Origin of the sequence: Sphingobium sp. CFD-1, from assembly GCF_024611115.1 — a bacterium.
GTDB lineage: Bacteria > Pseudomonadota > Alphaproteobacteria > Sphingomonadales > Sphingomonadaceae > Sphingobium > Sphingobium baderi_A.
Genome location: NZ_CP084398.1, coordinates 2,624,245 through 2,640,200, shown reverse-complemented (window position 1 = coordinate 2,640,200; position 15,956 = coordinate 2,624,245). Strand labels below are relative to the sequence as shown.

Sequence of the window (15,956 nt, the reverse complement as noted above, 5' to 3'; positions counted from 1 at the left end):
GGACGGGCGGTGCAGCTTTCCGACCTTTCCGTCCGCCGCCCGGTCTTTGCCGCGGTGGTCGCGGTGTTGCTCTGCATTGTCGGGCTGGTCGGCTATCTCAGCCTGTCGGTGCGCGAATATCCCGACACGGACCCGCCGATCGTGTCGGTCGAAACCACCTATACCGGTGCGGCGGCCTCCGTCGTGGAAAACCGCATCACGCAGCTTCTGGAAGATTCCATCGCAGGCGTGCAGGGCATCCAGACCATCACCTCCACTTCGCAGGACGGACGGTCGGACATCAATATCGAGTTCAGCCCGTCCCGCGACATCGATTCCGCCGCCAACGACGTGCGCGATCGCGTGAGCGCGGCGGTGGAGGATTTGCCCGAAGATGCGCTGGCTCCCGAAATCCGCAAGGTGGATGCGGATTCCCGGCCCATTCTCTATCTCACCTTTGCGCGCCCCGGCTGGAATAGCATCCAGATCAGCGACTATGTCGACCGCAATATTTCCGACCGTTTTTCCGCCATTGACGGCGTCGCCCGCGTGTTCATCAGCGGGGAAGCGCGTCCGTCCACCCGTATCTGGTTCAACGCGGAAAAGCTGGCCGCTTTCGGCCTGACCCCCGCCGATGTGGAAGCTGCGCTGCGGGCGCAGAATGTGGAACTGCCCGCGGGCCGTTTCGAATCGAAGGACCAGAACCAGACCCTGCGCGTCGAGCGGCCCTTCGTCACGCCCGCCCAGTTCGCGCAGCTTGTCGTAGGGCGCGGCGATGATGGCTATCAGGTGAAGCTGGGCGACGTGGCCCGGATCGAAACGGGCGCGGAAGACCCCTATAACATGTTCCGTTCCAATGGCGGCAATGCTGTGGGCCTGGGTATCGTCCGCCAGTCCGGGGCGAACACGCTGGAGGTCGCGGAAAGGGCGAAGGCGCTCATCAAGGAACTGGAACCGACCGTGCCGCAGGGGATGCGTATCGCCATCGGGTCCGACGAATCCCTGTTCATCAGCCGCGCGATCGAAAATGTCTATGACACGCTGATCGAGGCGGCGTTGCTGGTCGTGCTGGTCATTTTCCTGTTTCTGGGATCGGTGCGCGCCACGCTTGTGCCTGCCGTGACGGTGCCGATCTGCCTGCTCGCGACCTGCGCGGTCATGTGGCTGTGCGGCCTGTCGATCAACCTGCTGACGCTGCTCGCCTTCGTGCTCGCCATTGGCCTTGTCGTGGACGACGCCATCGTCGTGCTGGAGAATGTCTATCACCGCATCGAACAGGGCGACGATCCGCTGGTCGCGGCCTATCTCGGCACGCGGCAGGTGGGTTTCGCCATCATCTCCACCACACTGGTGGTCTGCGCGGTGTTCGTGCCGGTCATGTTCCTCGCCGGACAGACGGGCCTGCTGTTCCGCGAACTTGCCATCGCCATGGTCGCGGCCATCGCCTTTTCCGGCTTCATATCGCTCAGCCTTGCGCCCATGCTCTGCTCCAAGCTGCTCAAGACGGCCGAGCGCGGTCGGCTGGCGCGCTGGATCGACGCCCGTTTCCAGCGGCTGGAGGCGGGCTATGCCCGGTGGCTGGACAGGGTGTTGGGCAAGCCGCTGCTTCTCCTGCTGGGCGTGGCCCTGTTCCTGGCGCTTTCGGGCGCGGCTTTCACCCTCTTGCCCAATGAACTGGCCCCGGAAGAGGACACTGGCGTCGTCCAGGGACAGGTGATGGCTGCCGAAGGCACCGGCTTTGACCGGATGACCGTCTATATGGATCGGATCGAAAAGGATCTGACGCCGCTGGTGAAGGACGGCGCGCTCCAGCAATTGCTTCTCCGCGCGCCCGCCGGTTTCGGGGGCAGCGACGATTTCAACAGCGGTAATGTCATCGCCTTTCTTCGTCCGTGGGAGGACCGTCACCTCACCACCGCGCAGGTCGCCGACGCCATCAACAAGGTGATTGCCCAGCAGCCAGGCGTGCGCGGCAACGCCGCCGCCCGATCCGGCCTTGGGCGGGGACGCGGCCTGCCGGTCAACCTTGTCATCGCAGGCGCCACCTATGAAGGGCTGGCCGCCGCGCGCGACCGGATCATGGCGGCGGCGGCTTCGAACCCTGGCCTCATCAACCTCGATTCCGACTATAAGGAAACCAAGCCGCAGATGCGGATCGACGTGAATCAGCAGCGCGCAGGCGATCTGGGTGTGTCGATCAACGACATCAGCCAGGCCTTGCAGAGCCTGCTCGGTTCCCGCCGCGTCACCACCTATGTCGACCGGGGCGAGGAATATCGCGTGCTCGTGCAAGCCGAAAAGGAAGGCCGCCAGACGCTTGCCGATCTTGAACGCATCCAGGTCCGCTCGCGCAGCGGCGCGCTCATCCCGCTTTCGTCGGTCGTCACGGTCCGCGAGATCGCCGGTCCGCGCCAGCTCAACCGCTATAACAAGTTGCGGGCCATCACGCTGACCGCTGCGCTTGCGCCCGGCACTTCGCTGGGCGAGGCGCTCAGCTGGCTGGAAGGGCAGGCGAGCCAGTCGCCCGAAGTGCTCGCCATCGGCTATCGCGGCGAAAGCCAGTCGCTGCGCGAAACCGGCGGGTCGATCTGGCTGGTCTTCGGCCTCACCATCCTGATCGTCTACCTGCTGCTTGCCGCCCAGTTCGAAAGCTTCATCCATCCCGGCGTCATCATCGCCACGGTGCCGCTGGCGGTTGCGGGCGGCGTGCTGGGCCTCCTGCTGACGGCGGGGTCGATCAATCTCTACAGCCAGATCGGCATCGTCATGCTGGTGGGGCTGGCCGCGAAAAACGGCATATTGATCGTGGAGTTCGCCAACCAGCTTCGCGACGAAGGGCTGGAAGTCGCCGACGCCATCCGGCAGGCGGCGGCCCGCCGTCTGCGCCCGATCCTGATGACCTCCATCGCCACGGTGATCGGGGCGGTGCCGCTGGTCATCCGGGGTGGGGCGGGAGCAGCGGCGCGGCACAGCATCGGCACGGTCGTCGTGTTCGGCGTGTCGCTGGCCACGCTCATCACGCTTTTCCTGATCCCGATCTTCTATTCGCGGGTTGCGGGACGAACCGTTTCACCGCAAACCGTGGGACGGCGGCTGGATTCGGCGCTCAAGGATTCGCCCGACGCCGCCGAGTGAGAGGGCAGGGAGAATAAGTGCCGATGAACCAGATCGCGTCGCCCGGTCAGTTGCGCCTTGCCTATCTGCGCTGGGCGCTGGTGACGGTTCCCGCGATCCTCTTTCTCGGTTTCCTGTCGGGAAAGCTCGCCAATAGCGGCTATGGCAATCGCTGGTTCGCCGCGCTTGCCAAGCCGGAGCTGATGCCGCCCGGATGGGTATTCGGCGCGGCATGGACGCTGCTCTATATCCTGATGGCGCTGGCCTTCGCGATGGTGCTCCATGCGCGCGGCGCACGGGGGCGGGGCGTTGCCATCGCCCTGTTCCTGATCCAGTTCGCCTTGAACCTGATCTGGTCGCCGCTGTTCTTCCGCGCGCATCAGGTCGGCGACGCGCTGGCGCTGATCCTTGTCCTTACCGTGCTGATCGCAGTCACGACGGCGCTTTTCCGGCGCATTCGCCGGGCGGCGGGATGGCTGCTGCTGCCTTATCTGCTGTGGCTGGCCTTTGCCACTTACCTCAACTATGAGGTCGACCGGCTGAACCCGGACGCAGAAACCCTTGTCGTCCCGGCGCTTCGCACCCAGATATGATTTTTGCCGCCCGACAGGAGGCGGCGCGAATGAGGACGACAGGATCATGCAGAGCGAAAACCGCTTTTTCGACGACCTTGCCAAGCTGGTGAACGGCGCCGCCGGGACCGTCGCGGGCATGAGCCGCGAGTTCGAGTCCAATGCCCGCGAAAAGGCGAAGCAGTGGATGGGCGGCATGGATTTCGTCAGCCGCGAGGAATTTGACGCGGTCAAGGCGCTGGCCGCCGCCGCCCGTGAAGAGGTGGAGCTTTTGAAAGCCCGCGTCGACGCGCTGGAAGGCAAAGCGCCCGAACCCGTCACCAAGACCGTCCGCGCGAACAAGGGCAAGGCGAAGGACGCCGAATAACGGCGTTTCGCGCCTGTCCTTTCACTGTTCCCGATGTTAAGGGCCGCACATGATGGACGCCGACGAATTTGAAAATGGCGGGCAGGAAGCGGCCCCGATTGATATGCTGGCCGCCTATTTCGAGGCGCATGGCTGGAGCTTCGACCAGATGGGCGAGGATGAGATCGTCGCCAGCACCCAGGGTTCATGGGCGCAATATGAGCTGCGCGGCATCTGGCGGGACGAGGATCAGGTGCTTCAGCTTCTGGCCTTGCCCGACATTCGCGTGGCGGATGAAAAGCGGGCCGCGATCCATGAAACGCTGGCCCTGATCAACGAACAGCTTTGGCTGGGTCATTTCGAACTGTGGTCGTCGAGCGGCATCGTCCTGTTCCGCCACGGGGCATTGCTTGGCGCAGGGGGCACGCTGACGCTCGATCAGGCGCAGGTTCTGGTCGAAACCGCCATTGACGAGTGCGAGCGTTTCTATCCCGTGTTCCAGTTCGTCCTGTGGGGTGGCAAAACGCCATCTGAAGCGATCTCCGCCAGCCTCATCGAAACCCGCGGCGAAGCCTGAACGCATCCCATGACCGACATCAAATGGCCCGACCACCTGTTCCTCGTCGGTTGCGGCAATATGGCGGGGCAGATGTTGGCTCGCTGGCTTGATTGCGGCCTCGATCCGGCCCGGGTCATCGTGCTGCGCCCCAGCGGAAAGCCGGTAGCCGAAGGCGTGCGGGTGGTAAGCGATTATCCCGCCGCCCTGCCGGCCGGAACCACCGTTCTGCTGGGGATGAAGCCCTATCAGATCGCCGATGTCGCCGCGTCCCTCGCGCCGCTCTGCGGGGAAGAGACGCGCATCGTCTCGATCCTCGCGGGCACGCCGCTCAACGATTTGCGCGGGCATTTCCCCGCCGCCCGCGCCTTGGTGCGCGCCATGCCGAACCTGCCCGTGGGCATAGGGCAGGGCGTGACGGCGCTCTACACCGACGCCGCGACGCCGGATGAAGCCCGTGCGGCCATAACCGCGCTTATCGCGCCGCTCGGCCTTGCCGAATGGATGGCCGATGAGGGGCAGTTCAATGAAGTGACCGCGCTGTCCGGCTGTGGCCCCGCTTTCCTGTTTCGCTTCATCGACGCGCTGGCGCGGGCGGGGGAGGCGCTGGGCCTGCCCGCCGATCAGGCCGCGCGCATGGCGCTGGCCACGGTGGAGGGTTCCGCCAGCATGGCAGCCCGCGCCAGCGACGGCCCCGGCGCGCTGGCCGACCGCGTCGCCAGTCCCGGCGGCATGACGCGGGAGGGTCTCAATGTGCTCGACGCCGACGATCGCCTGCTCAGGCTGCTGACCGACACGCTGACCGCCGCCCGCGACCGGGGCGAGGCCATGGCGCGGGGCGGCTAGAGGACGCCTCACTCAATTTCTGGAGCTTCCCATGTTGTCCCCCGACACGCCCATCCTCATCCTCACCACCGGCGGCACGATCGACAAAATCTATTTCGACGCGCTCTCCGATTATCAGGTGGGCGAAACCGTGGTCGCCAAGCTGCTGGAGATCGCCCGCGTCAAACGCCCCTTCCGCATCGAGGAAGTGACCCGCAAGGACAGTCTGGAACTGGACGATGCCGACCGCGCTCATATCCGCGCCCGAGTCGTCGCGGCCCACGAAAGCCACATCGTCATCACCCACGGCACCGACACGATGACGGAAACCGCCAGGGTGCTGGCCGATATTCCCGGCAAGACGGTGGTGCTGGTCGGCGCGCTCGCCCCCGCGCGTTTCGGTGAGAGCGACGCGAGCTTCAACCTCGGCATGGCCTTCGCCACGGTGCAGGTGGCGCAGCCGGGCGTCTATATCACGATGAGCGGATCGGTCTTTCCCGCCGCGCATGTCGTCAAGGACCGCGAAAAGGGCGCCTTCGTCCCGGTGGAGTGAAGGCGCTAGGTTCGATGCGGGCCGAGCAGGATGACGGCCGCGCCGATGAGGCAGAGCGTAGCGCCCCCCAGATCCCAGCGATCGGGCCGCACGTCTTCCGCCATCCACAGCCACAGCAGCGCGGATGTGATGTATATGCCGCCATAGGCCGCATAGGCTCGGCCTGCATGGCTGGTATCGACCAGCGTCAGCAGCCAGGCGAACAGGGCCAGCGAAAGGCAGCCGGGAACCAGCCAGAGCGGCGACCTGTCCAGCCGCAACCAGGCCCAGAAGGCAAAACAACCGGCAATTTCGGCGATGGCTGCTGTGATATAGATGATGGTTGTGGTCATTCTCCGCCCCTCATGCGCGAATGGCAACGTGTCTGCCAACCCCATAAACTCCGCCTCATGGCCGCCATTGGTCATGGGTACGCGGCCTTGGAGAGAAGGGGCTTATGAAAGGCGGCAAATAAAATTTGAGCCGGATTGCGGTTTTGGGTGGATTGCGGAATGGCCGCTTTCCTCACCCCCATTCGTCCTGAGTAGCCGCTGAGCTTGTCGAAATGGCGTGCCGAAGGACTGATGTCGCGCAAGATCCTTCGATACGGGTCTTCGACTTGGCCCGAGGCCAAGTTTATCCTGAGCAAGCAGTCAGTCGAAGGGCTTGGCCCACCTCAGGGCGAACGGATGTCTATGTTTCGGTAAATGTCCGCATTGGCCAATAGCAGCCCATGCATGATCGCGGGTTTGTGAACGGAAATCCTCCAAAAGAAAAGGGCGGCGCCATGATGGCGCCGCCCCGATCCTCTCTCCGCGGTGCGGAGCGAAAGCTTACTTGAGTTCGACGGTCGCGCCGGCTTCTTCAAGCTGCTTCTTGAGCTTTTCGGCTTCGTCCTTGCCGACGCCTTCCTTGATCGCCTTCGGCGCGCCTTCGACCAGCGCCTTGGCTTCGGTCAGACCCAGGCCGGTGATGGCGCGGACTTCCTTGATGACGTTGATCTTCTTGCCGCCGTCGCCGGTCAGGACGACGTCGAATTCGTCCTTGGCTTCTTCAGCAGGCGCGCCGCCAGCAGCGCCACCGGCCGGAGCGGCAACCGCCACGGCAGCAGCGGCCGAAACGCCCCACTTTTCTTCCAGAGCCTTCGACAGCTCAGCGGCTTCGAGGACGGTCAGGGCCGACAGCTGATCGACCAGTGCGTTAATGTCTGCCATAATATTTTACCTGTTCCCTTCTGGGCGGGGCCAGAAGGCCCCTTAAACTAGCGTTGAAACAATGTCCGGTTTCGACCGGGCCTGAAAAATCAGGCCGCGTTCTTTTCCGCATAGGCGTTGAAAACCCGCGCGAGCTGCGCTGCCGGCGCCTGGGTGACGGTCGCGAGCTTGGTCGCGGGCGCAACGAGCAGCCCAACGATCTTCGCACGCAGTTCATCCAGCGACGGCATCGATGCGAGCGCCTTGACGCCGTTCGCATCCAGCAGTGTCTCGCCCATCGCGCCGCCAACGATCTCAAGCTTGTCGTTGGTTTTCGCGAATTCGACCGCAACCTTGGCGGCTGCGACCGGATCGACCGAGGAAGCAAGAGCGACCGGACCGGTCAGCAGGTCGCTGATGCCGGTATAGTCGGTGCCTTCAAGGGCGATCCTGGCGAGGCGGTTTTTCGTAACCTTGAAGGTTGCGCCGGCATCGCGCATTTTCTGGCGCAGGTCCGTCGACTGGGCGACGGTCATGCCGAGGTTGCGGGTCACGACGACCACACCGACCTCTGCCAGATGTGCGTTCAGCGCGGAAACGACCTCAGCTTTCTGATTACGATCCATGCCATTCTCCACATATTCATGCGCCGGACGGTCCGGCGCACAACAAACCCATGCAAAGGCTTTCGCCGCCGCATGGGGCACTGGTCCGAATGGGGAGAGGTCGACTGGCCCGAATCGCTTCAACGAAGACAGGCAGACCCGGAACATGGCATAAAGGCCCGTCCGGCAAGAACTTTTCCCCGTCTAGGCTGGACATTAAGAAGGGCAGATTCCCTTCACCAACTGTCTCGGACGGTGGACCCGCAAGGGGTCCGGTGGCGGCCCTTTACAAGGGATGGTGGAGGAAAGCAATCCCTTGCGGAAAAGGGGTCATACGCGATCCGCCTGCACCACCGCGTCCAGCGCCCGCAGCGCGGACAGGATACGGTTGAGGTGCTGGGCATCGGCCACTTCCAGGTCGATGATGTCGGTGTGGAACGGCCCTTCGCGGTTCACCAGTTGCAGGTTGAGGATATTCGCTTTGGTCGCGCCGAACACATTGGCGACGGCCGCCAGAGCGCCCGGCTGGTTCTTAACGATGACGGAAAGGCGCGCTGTCCCGCCCTTGGACCGGCTGTCCCAGGACAAGTCCACCCAGTCCGCATCCTGCCCAGCTTCCAGCGCCTTGCAGTCGATGGTGTGCACCTCAATCGGTTCGCCCGTCCGGCGCAGTCCGACGATGCGGTCGCCCGGCACCGGGTGGCAGCATTCGCCCAGATGATAGGCAATGCCGGGCGTCAGGCCACGGATCGACACGGGCGCGTGCTGACGGGGGTGGGCTTCCTCCATGCCTTCCGCGCTGGTGGAACCGGGGATCAGCGCCTCCATCACTTCGGAATCCAGCAGGCGATGGGTCGCGATGGCGATCATCAGCGCGGCGCGATCCTCCAGCTTCAGCCGCTTGAGCGCCGCGGCCACCGCCTTGTCGCCCAGTTCGCTCGCCAGTTCGTGAGGGAGGCGGCCGACGATTTCCTCATAGAGTTTTTCGCCGAGCGCGATTTCCTCGCCCCGTTGCTTCTGGCGGATATAGCGGCGGATGGCGGACCGCGCCTTGCCGGTGATGGCGAAGGTCAGCCAGCCCGGTTGCGGCTGCTGCCCTTCGGATTTCAGGATTTCGACCTGATCGCCATTTTCCAGCTGCGTGCGAAGCGGCATGACCCGGCCATTGACCTTCGCCCCCACCGTCTGGTTGCCGAGCGAGGTGTGCACGGCATAGGCGAAATCGACCGGCGTCGATCCTTTGGGCAACTGGTGCAGTTCGCCCTTGGGGGAAAAGGCGAAGATGCGGTCCTGATACATCGCCATACGAGTATGTTCGAGCAATTCGTCCGCATCCTGGCTTTGTTCCAGGATTTCGACCAGATCGCGCAGCCATGCCGCCTGATGATCGTTCGCGTCGCCCCGCTGCTTGTAGGCCCAGTGCGCCGCCAGCCCCAGTTCCGCGTCATGATGCATTTCGCGGCTGCGGATCTGCACCTCGATGCGGGCATTGTCCTGATGGATGACGGTGGTGTGCAGCGAACGGTATCCGTTGCGCTTGGGGGTGGAGATATAGTCCTTGAACCGCCCCGGCACCATTTTATAGGTCTGGTGGATCACGCCCAGCGCCTTGTAACAGTCGGCGGTGGTTTCCGTGATGACGCGGAACGCCATCACGTCGGTCAACTGCTCGAAGCTGATGTGCCGTTCCTGCATCTTCTTCCAGATGGAATAGGGATGCTTTTCCCGGCCCGATACCGTCACCGGCAGGTCGTGGGTGCCCAGCAGCAATTGCAGTTCCGCGCCGATCCGGTCGACCTTGTCATGGCCACCTTCCTTCAGTTGCTCCAGCCGCTTGGTGATGCTGTCATAGGCTTCCGGCTCCAGTTCCCGGAAGGCGAGCAACTGCATTTCCCGCATGAAGTCATACATGCCGATTCGCTCCGCCAGCGGGGCATATATGTCCATCGTCTCCTTCGCGATGCGACGGCGCTTGGCCTCATTCTTGATGAAATGGAGCGTCCGCATATTGTGCAGCCGGTCGGCCAGCTTCACCAGTAACACCCGGATGTCGTCCGACATGGCGAGCAGGAATTTGCGGAGATTTTCCGCCGCCCGCTCATTTTCCGACATGGCTTCGATCTTGCTGAGCTTGGTGACACCGTCGACCATGCGCGCGACATCCCTGCCGAACGCCTGCTCAATCTCTTCATAGGTGACGAGCGTGTCTTCGATCGTGTCGTGCAGCAACGCGGTCACGATGGTCTGGTCGTCCAGATTGAAGTCGGTCAAAATCCCTGCGACTTCAATCGGATGGCTGAAATAAGGGTCGCCGCTGGCGCGTTTTTGCGACCCGTGTTTCTGGACGGAAAAGACATAGGCGCGGTTTATCATCGCTTCATCCGCGTCCGGATCATAGCGTTTCACCCGCTCGACAAGTTCATATTGGCGTAACATCGTTTCCCGATTGTCCGTGAAGCACCTTGTGGTGCAACAAAAAAATCCCATTTTGACGTAATTCTGCTGCACTTTTGCAACGGAGCGCGCTTTACGTTAGAGTTGTTACGATGAGACACAATCTGGCGCAGGACCTGGAGCAATGCGCGCTGCCAAGCGCGCTGGAGATGATGGGCGAACGCTGGTCCTTCCTGATCTTGCGGGGCGCCATGGCGGGCATCCTGCATTTCGAGGAGTTCCAGTCCGTCCTGGGCATCGCCCGTAATATCCTTGCCAATCGCCTGGCCCGGCTGGTTGAAAACGGTATCATGGTCCGCCAGCCCATGCAGTGCGACCGGCGCAAGGTCGAATATCGTCTGACCGCAAAGGGGCAGGAACTCGCCCCTGTCATGGTCGCCCTGCGTCAATGGGGCGAAAGATGGGGCTGCAGTCCGCAAACCTGCCAGGTGCTGGCCGACAGCCGCGACCGTCAGCCGATCCGCCGCATGACGATCCAGTCCCATGATGGCCGCGATCTGGCGATCGAGGATCTGGTCTGGCTGTGCGCGGATGGAGTATCGGCATTGGAGGAAGTGGCCGCTGGCTGATGGGCGGCGCGATCCCGCTGCGTTGAACCCGGTGCGGATCGCGCGGCACTGTTCTTTGATCGCCATCTTTTTTGCGAAAAACCGGTTCCCACTTTTTCGCATGATGCTTTAGTCTGCCCCTGATGTCACCGCCTCGTATCCAGCCGGAACCCTTTTTCGCGGACAAGAATCGCGCTTTCTGGAACCTCCAGTCGCTGGGCTGGGCCGGGGCCTTCCTGCTGCGCGGTTCTTCCACCGTCGCCAACGGCCAGCCGCTTTCCAGCCTGATCCCGGTGTTGATCTCCACCGTCAGCGGTTATTCGGTCACGCTTCTGATCGCGGTGATCTTCCGCTTTCTGTTGAAGCAGAAGCCCGTCATCACCTGGGGCGTTTCGATCATCACGGTGCTGGCGGCGGCGGGGCTGGTGGCGTTTATCGACGCCTGGGTCTTTTCCACCCAGAACCGCGCGAGCGGGACGGCGGGGGTCCAGCTTTTCCTCGGCGCCTTCTATCTCAGCGTCACGCTGCTCGGCGCGTGGTCGGCGCTCTATTACGCCATTAATTTCTACCTGACCGTGGAGGAGCAGGCGGATCAGCTTCTGCACCTGGAAAATCAGGCGTCCAGCGCGCAACTGGCGATGCTGCGTTATCAGCTCAATCCCCATTTCCTGTTCAATACGCTCAACAGCATCTCGACCCTGGTGCTGCTGAAACAGACCGACCGGGCCAATGCGATGCTTTCGCGCCTGTCGTCCTTCCTGCGCTACACGCTGATCAACGAACCCACCGCGCAGGTGACGATCGAGCAGGAGGTGGAGACACTGAAACTCTATCTCGAAATCGAAAAGATGCGGTTCGAGGACCGGCTGCGTCCCGTCTTCATCATCGATCCGGCGGTCGCGCAGGCGCGTCTGCCCTCGCTATTGCTTCAGCCGCTGGTGGAAAACGCCATCAAATATGCAGTGACGCCCAAGGAGGAGGGGGCGGAAATCTCCGTCACGGCGCAGCCCGCCGGTGAAAACGTCCGGATCATCGTATCGGACAGCGGTCCGGGATTGAATGACGGGGCCATGCGCCCGAACAATCCCGTCAGCGCGGGAACAGGCGTCGGGCTGGCGAATATCCGTGATCGGCTTATTCAGGCTTTCGGGGAACGACAGAGCTTCGAAACGCGTTCCACGCCAGGCGGCTTTTCGGTCATTATCGAAATGCCGCTTAATCTGGATGAACCATCGAAAGTGGCCGCATGACCATCAGAACGATCCTCGTCGACGACGAAAGCCTGGCTATTCAGGGCCTCAAGCTGCGTCTGGAAGCGCATGAGGATGTTGAAATCGTTGAAACCTGCAGCAATGGCCGTGAAGCCATTCGCGCCATAAAGACGCATAAACCCGACCTTGTGTTCCTTGACATTCAGATGCCCGGATTTGACGGCTTTTCCGTCGTTCAGGGCATGATGGAGGTCGAACCCCCGCTTTTCATCTTCGTGACGGCCTATAGCGACCATGCGATCCGCGCGTTCGAGGCGCAGGCGGTCGATTACCTGATGAAACCGGTGGAGGAAGGCCGCCTTGCCGACGCGCTCGACCGCGTGCGCCAGCGCCTGTCCGAAAAGCGGCAGGTGCAGGAAGTCGAAAAACTGCGCGAAGTGCTGGCCGAAGTCGCGCCCGACGCGATGAACGACTTTGCATCGGACGAGGATGCGCCCGCGTCCAACCGCTTCGAAAAGCTCATCAACATCAAGGATCGCGGCCAGATTTTCCGCGTCGACGTGGATTCGATCGAACGGATCGACGCGGCGGGCGATTATATGTGCATCTACACCGCCGACAACTCGCTGATCCTGCGCGAAACGATGAAGGATCTGGAAAAGCGGCTCGACCCCCGCAATTTCCAGCGCGTCCACCGCTCCACCATCGTGAACCTGTCGCAGGTGCGTCAGGTGAAGCCCCACACCAATGGCGAATGTTTCCTGGTGCTGGAAAGCGGGGCGCAGGTGAAGGTCAGCCGCTCCTATCGCGACGTGGTGGCGCGGTTCGTCCATTAACGCGCGGTGCGTTACCGGAATACCCATTGCCGGTTGAGCAGGAACACCACCGCAGGGGTCACGAACAGCATGGCCGGGATGGGCGACCATTCCGGCCATTGCATATGCGTGACGCACAGCCACACCCACAAGGCATTGAGCGCATAGCTCACCAGCGATACGGCGACGAACCGCGCGCCTCGCGCCGCATGGCCATCCTCTCCCGCGCCATGTCCGCGAAAGGTGAAGGCGTTGTGGGACGCATAGCCGACCGCGACTGCCGCGATATAGCCGATCCCGTTGGCGATCTGGACATGCAGCCCCACGGGCGCGGCCAGCACCCAGTAGATCGCCGCCTGACAGGCCGTGACGAACAGCCCCGTCACACCATAGCGGACGATCTGCCACATCAGCGCCTGCTGCTCTGCCGACAATCGCTGAATGATTTTCATATGTCCCCGTTGCGCTTTGATGCGGAGCGTCTAATCCACCGTTCATGAACTTGCAAAGCTGGCCAGCCCTGCGCGCCCGTATCGCGACTTTTGCGACGGGCTTTCCCGACTATGCCGCAAAGCACTGGAAATGGCTGACCCTGCTCCTCTGGATCGCCATCGTGGCGGGTTTCCTCGTCAGTCGCTGGTCTGCCATCCACTGGTTTGTGCTCAGCGATACGGACGACAATATCCGTTATGTGCAGGTGAAGGACTGGCTGGCGGGGCAGGGCTGGTATGACCTGCGCCAATATCGGCTCGATCCGCCAAAGGGGTTCGACATCCATTGGTCGCGGCTGGTGGATTTGCCGATTGCGGGCTTGATGCTGTTCTTCCGCGCCTTTCTGGATCAGGGCATGGCCGACCGGCTGGCCTGCGCCATCGCGCCGATGCTGCCCCTGCTGCTCTTGATGCTGAGCCTCGGCTTTATCGCGCGGCGGCTGGCGGGGGGCAATGCGTGGATCATCGCCGCGCTGGCGCCGCTCGCCGCGCAGATGGGCCTGAGCATGTTCGTGCCGATGCGGATCGACCATCATGGCTGGCAACTGGCGCTCGCCGTCACGATGCTGGCGGGACTGGTCGACCGCAACTGGCTGCGTGGCGGCATTATCGCGGGGATCAGCACGGCGCTGTCGCTGACCATCGGCATGGAGATGATCGTCTATCTGGCGGCGGGCGGCGCGTTGATCGCCCTGCGCTGGGTGTTCAAGGAGGGCGCGGGCCGCCGGATGCTGCCCTATGCGCTCAGCCTCACCGGCGCGACTTCGCTGCTGTTCGTGCTGTTCGCCAGCTATGCCAACCGGCAGATGGTGTGCGACGCGATCTCGCCCATCTGGGTCGCCATCTTCGCGGCGGCTTCGGCGGGCATGGTGCTGCTCACCTTTTTGCCGCTGCGAAGCTGGCAGGCGCGGCTTGCGGCGGGGCTGGCGGTCGGCGCGGCGGTCGCGGCCTTTGCCTGGCTCAACTGGCCGCAATGCCTGAGCGGCGCCTATCAGATTTCACCGGAGCTTGAGCGCCTGTGGCTCGCCAATATTCGCGAGGCCAAGCCCCTGATGGCGCAGAGCCGCGATGTCGCCGTGCCGTTGATGGCGCTGCCGGTGGCGGGATTGATCGGCCTGCTGTGGGCCTTGTGGGATTCTCGGCGGGATGCGGATCGCCTGTGGGCATGGGCGACGGTCGGGCTGATGATGCTCTTTTCCACGGCGATGCTGTTCTGGGCCTTGCGCGCGGGTCCGGCGGCGCAGTTGATGGCGGTCCCGCCTGCCGCATGGATGACGCATCGCCTGCTCGGCCTGATGCTGAACGCCCGCCCGCTCGTCCGCCTCGCCGTCTGGGCCGGGATATTGCCGCTGGCTGCCATGGCCTTTGCCGCGCCGCTCTATCCGCAGGCGAACCGGCTCTGGGCGGAACTGACCGGCAACAAGCCGAAGCCCTGGCGTCCGCAAGCGAAGGCGCGGACCGACGCGATCAAGAAAGCCAATGGCCGTTGCCGCACCCTCCCCGCGCTGGAGGTGATGAACAGGCTGCCATCCGCCACCATCTTCACCATGGTCGACCTTGGCCCGCGCATCATTGCGACGACGCACCACAGCGCGGTCGCCGGACCCTATCATCGCAACGGCGCGGTGATACTGGACGTCCACCACGCCTTTGACGGGCCGGCCGACGCCTTCCGCCCTATCGCGGCAAAGCATCATGCGACCTATCTGCTGATCTGCCCCAATTTCCCTGAAGGAACCATCTATCAGGCGCGCAGCCCGCGCGGCTTCTACGCCGATTTGATGCGCGGCCATGTGCCGGGCTGGCTGCATCCCGTGACGATTAGGAGCGGGACGGAATTGCCCTACACGCTCTATAAAATCGACTATTCAGCGCCGGACAGCAAAAAAGCCGCGCAGCAACGCTGAGGCCTCCGCCTCGGCCAGTCCGCCATAGACTTCGGGTCGGTGCAGGCATTGGGGCTGGGCGAACAGACGTGGCCCCTGTTCCACCGCGCCGCCCTTGGGGTCCGACACGGCGTAATAAAGCCGCGCTATCCGGGCATGGGAAATCGCCCCCGCGCACATCGGGCACGGCTCCAGCGTCACCCACAGATCGCACCCCGTCAGGCGGAAGTCGCCGATCCGCCGCGCCGCTTCCCGGATCGCCACCATCTCTGCATGAGCCGTCGGATCATTGTCGCGCCGGTTGCGATTCTCACCCTCGCCGATGACGCGCCCGTCCAGCGTCACCACCGCACCGATCGGCACTTCATCCGCCTGCTGCGCCGCATAAGCGAGATCGAGCGCACGGCGCATGGGATCGGGCAGGGGAAAGGGCGACGGCATGCGCCGCCCTTATCACGGATGCCCGCACCGATGAAACGCTCAGGGCTTCTTCACGTTCACGGTCGGCACTTCAACCGTTTCGTTGCGGCTGCCCATCTCCACCTTGCCGACATTGGCGTCATATTTGGGAAGCTGGCCGCCCTTGACGGAGATTTCGGGCAGGCTGCCCTCCTGCGTCTTTTGCAGGTTGATAAAGCCCGTCGCGATCCCCGCCGCCAGAATCAGCAGCACGATCAGCAACAACCCACCAATCACTCGCATTGCACTCTCCTCTGGGATACGGGAGAAGGAACGCCCGGCCAGCGGAAAAGGTTGCGGTTGCGGCATGATCGGGCCCTCCGCATGGCTTGACGGGAAACGGGAATCCGGTTACTGGCGCCGCTTTCCG

The 15,956-nt window shown here is 63.2% G+C and carries 18 protein-coding genes; 10 read left to right on the top strand and 8 right to left on the bottom strand.

All coding sequences use genetic code 11. From position 1 onward, the window contains the following. The first annotated feature begins 9 nt into the window (after positions 1-9). Genes LDB26_RS13355 through LDB26_RS13330 form a run of 6 tightly spaced genes read left to right on the top strand, consistent with a single transcriptional unit; the run spans position 10 to position 5,945 of the window. On the top strand, positions 10-3,114 hold the full coding sequence (locus LDB26_RS13355) for an efflux RND transporter permease subunit (protein WP_257538747.1): 3,105 nt from the start codon (positions 10-12) through the stop codon (positions 3,112-3,114). Between the two features lie 23 nt (positions 3,115-3,137). Continuing rightward, complete coding sequence (locus tag LDB26_RS13350; protein ID WP_257538746.1) at positions 3,138-3,686, top strand: TspO/MBR family protein; 549 nt, start codon at positions 3,138-3,140, stop codon at positions 3,684-3,686. A 46-nt stretch (positions 3,687-3,732) separates the two neighbouring features. Then, entirely contained in the window at positions 3,733-4,032 is a 300-nt protein-coding gene (locus tag LDB26_RS13345) for an accessory factor UbiK family protein (protein ID WP_062067542.1), read from the top strand. Between the two features lie 49 nt (positions 4,033-4,081). Next, positions 4,082-4,588 (top strand): YbjN domain-containing protein, encoded by a 507-nt coding sequence (locus LDB26_RS13340; RefSeq protein WP_062067540.1) that lies wholly within the window; start codon positions 4,082-4,084, stop codon positions 4,586-4,588. 9 nt (positions 4,589-4,597) lie between these two features. After that, positions 4,598-5,413, top strand: coding sequence for a pyrroline-5-carboxylate reductase (locus tag LDB26_RS13335; RefSeq protein ID WP_062067537.1), 816 nt, complete (start codon positions 4,598-4,600; stop codon positions 5,411-5,413). Positions 5,414-5,444: 31 nt separating this feature from the next. Further along, positions 5,445-5,945: an asparaginase gene (locus LDB26_RS13330; protein WP_257538745.1), complete on the top strand. Its 501-nt coding sequence runs from the start codon at positions 5,445-5,447 to the stop codon at positions 5,943-5,945. A gap of 5 nt (positions 5,946-5,950) precedes the next feature. Here the strand turns inward: LDB26_RS13330 and LDB26_RS13325 are convergent, their stop codons facing one another. The 5 genes from LDB26_RS13325 to LDB26_RS13305 form a co-directional block, all read right to left on the bottom strand. Beyond that, on the bottom strand, positions 5,951-6,277 hold the full coding sequence (locus LDB26_RS13325; RefSeq protein WP_257538744.1) for a YnfA family protein: 327 nt from the start codon (positions 6,275-6,277) through the stop codon (positions 5,951-5,953). A 71-nt stretch (positions 6,278-6,348) separates the two neighbouring features. Then, a complete protein-coding gene (locus LDB26_RS13320; RefSeq protein WP_156415306.1) occupies positions 6,349-6,519 on the bottom strand; it encodes a hypothetical protein in 171 nt (56 codons plus the stop codon). A gap of 238 nt (positions 6,520-6,757) precedes the next feature. Next, on the bottom strand, positions 6,758-7,138 hold the full coding sequence (gene rplL / locus LDB26_RS13315; RefSeq protein WP_062067529.1) for a 50S ribosomal protein L7/L12: 381 nt from the start codon (positions 7,136-7,138) through the stop codon (positions 6,758-6,760). An 89-nt stretch (positions 7,139-7,227) separates the two neighbouring features. After that, on the bottom strand, positions 7,228-7,743 hold the full coding sequence (gene rplJ, locus LDB26_RS13310) for a 50S ribosomal protein L10 (RefSeq protein WP_062067526.1): 516 nt from the start codon (positions 7,741-7,743) through the stop codon (positions 7,228-7,230). 309 nt (positions 7,744-8,052) lie between these two features. Then, positions 8,053-10,158, bottom strand: a complete 2,106-nt coding sequence (locus LDB26_RS13305; RefSeq protein WP_062067523.1) for a bifunctional (p)ppGpp synthetase/guanosine-3',5'-bis(diphosphate) 3'-pyrophosphohydrolase — start codon at positions 10,156-10,158, stop codon at positions 8,053-8,055. A 110-nt stretch (positions 10,159-10,268) separates the two neighbouring features. On the opposite strand from LDB26_RS13305, the gene LDB26_RS13300 reads away from it, so the two are divergent. The 3 genes from LDB26_RS13300 (at position 10,269) to LDB26_RS13290 (ending at position 12,771) form a co-directional block, all read left to right on the top strand. Next, positions 10,269-10,745, top strand: a complete 477-nt coding sequence (locus LDB26_RS13300) for a helix-turn-helix domain-containing protein (RefSeq protein ID WP_062067517.1) — start codon at positions 10,269-10,271, stop codon at positions 10,743-10,745. 122 nt (positions 10,746-10,867) lie between these two features. Further along, entirely contained in the window at positions 10,868-11,974 is a 1,107-nt protein-coding gene (locus LDB26_RS13295) for a sensor histidine kinase (RefSeq protein WP_062067514.1), read from the top strand. Further along, positions 11,971-12,771 (top strand): LytTR family DNA-binding domain-containing protein, encoded by an 801-nt coding sequence (locus LDB26_RS13290; RefSeq protein ID WP_062067513.1) that lies wholly within the window; start codon positions 11,971-11,973, stop codon positions 12,769-12,771. Before LDB26_RS13295 ends, LDB26_RS13290 begins: the two co-directional genes overlap by 4 nt. An 11-nt stretch (positions 12,772-12,782) precedes the next feature. Here the strand turns inward: LDB26_RS13290 and LDB26_RS13285 are convergent, their stop codons facing one another. Next, positions 12,783-13,202 carry a GtrA family protein gene (locus LDB26_RS13285; RefSeq protein ID WP_257538743.1) on the bottom strand — a complete coding sequence of 140 codons (420 nt, stop codon included), beginning with the start codon at positions 13,200-13,202 and terminating at the stop codon, positions 12,783-12,785. Positions 13,203-13,246: 44 nt separating this feature from the next. Here LDB26_RS13285 and LDB26_RS13280 point away from each other — a divergent pair, with 44 nt between their 5' ends. Beyond that, positions 13,247-15,148, top strand: coding sequence for a hypothetical protein (locus LDB26_RS13280; protein ID WP_062067506.1), 1,902 nt, complete (start codon positions 13,247-13,249; stop codon positions 15,146-15,148). On the opposite strand, the gene LDB26_RS13275 is transcribed toward LDB26_RS13280, so the two are convergent. Together LDB26_RS13275 and LDB26_RS13270 are read right to left on the bottom strand one after the other, a co-directional pair. Further along, complete coding sequence (locus tag LDB26_RS13275) at positions 15,110-15,568, bottom strand: nucleoside deaminase (RefSeq protein ID WP_062067502.1); 459 nt, start codon at positions 15,566-15,568, stop codon at positions 15,110-15,112. The genes LDB26_RS13280 and LDB26_RS13275 overlap by 39 nt on opposite strands. Before the next feature lie 39 nt (positions 15,569-15,607). Continuing rightward, complete coding sequence (locus tag LDB26_RS13270) at positions 15,608-15,829, bottom strand: hypothetical protein (protein WP_062067501.1); 222 nt, start codon at positions 15,827-15,829, stop codon at positions 15,608-15,610. Positions 15,830-15,956: the final 127 nt, after the last annotated feature.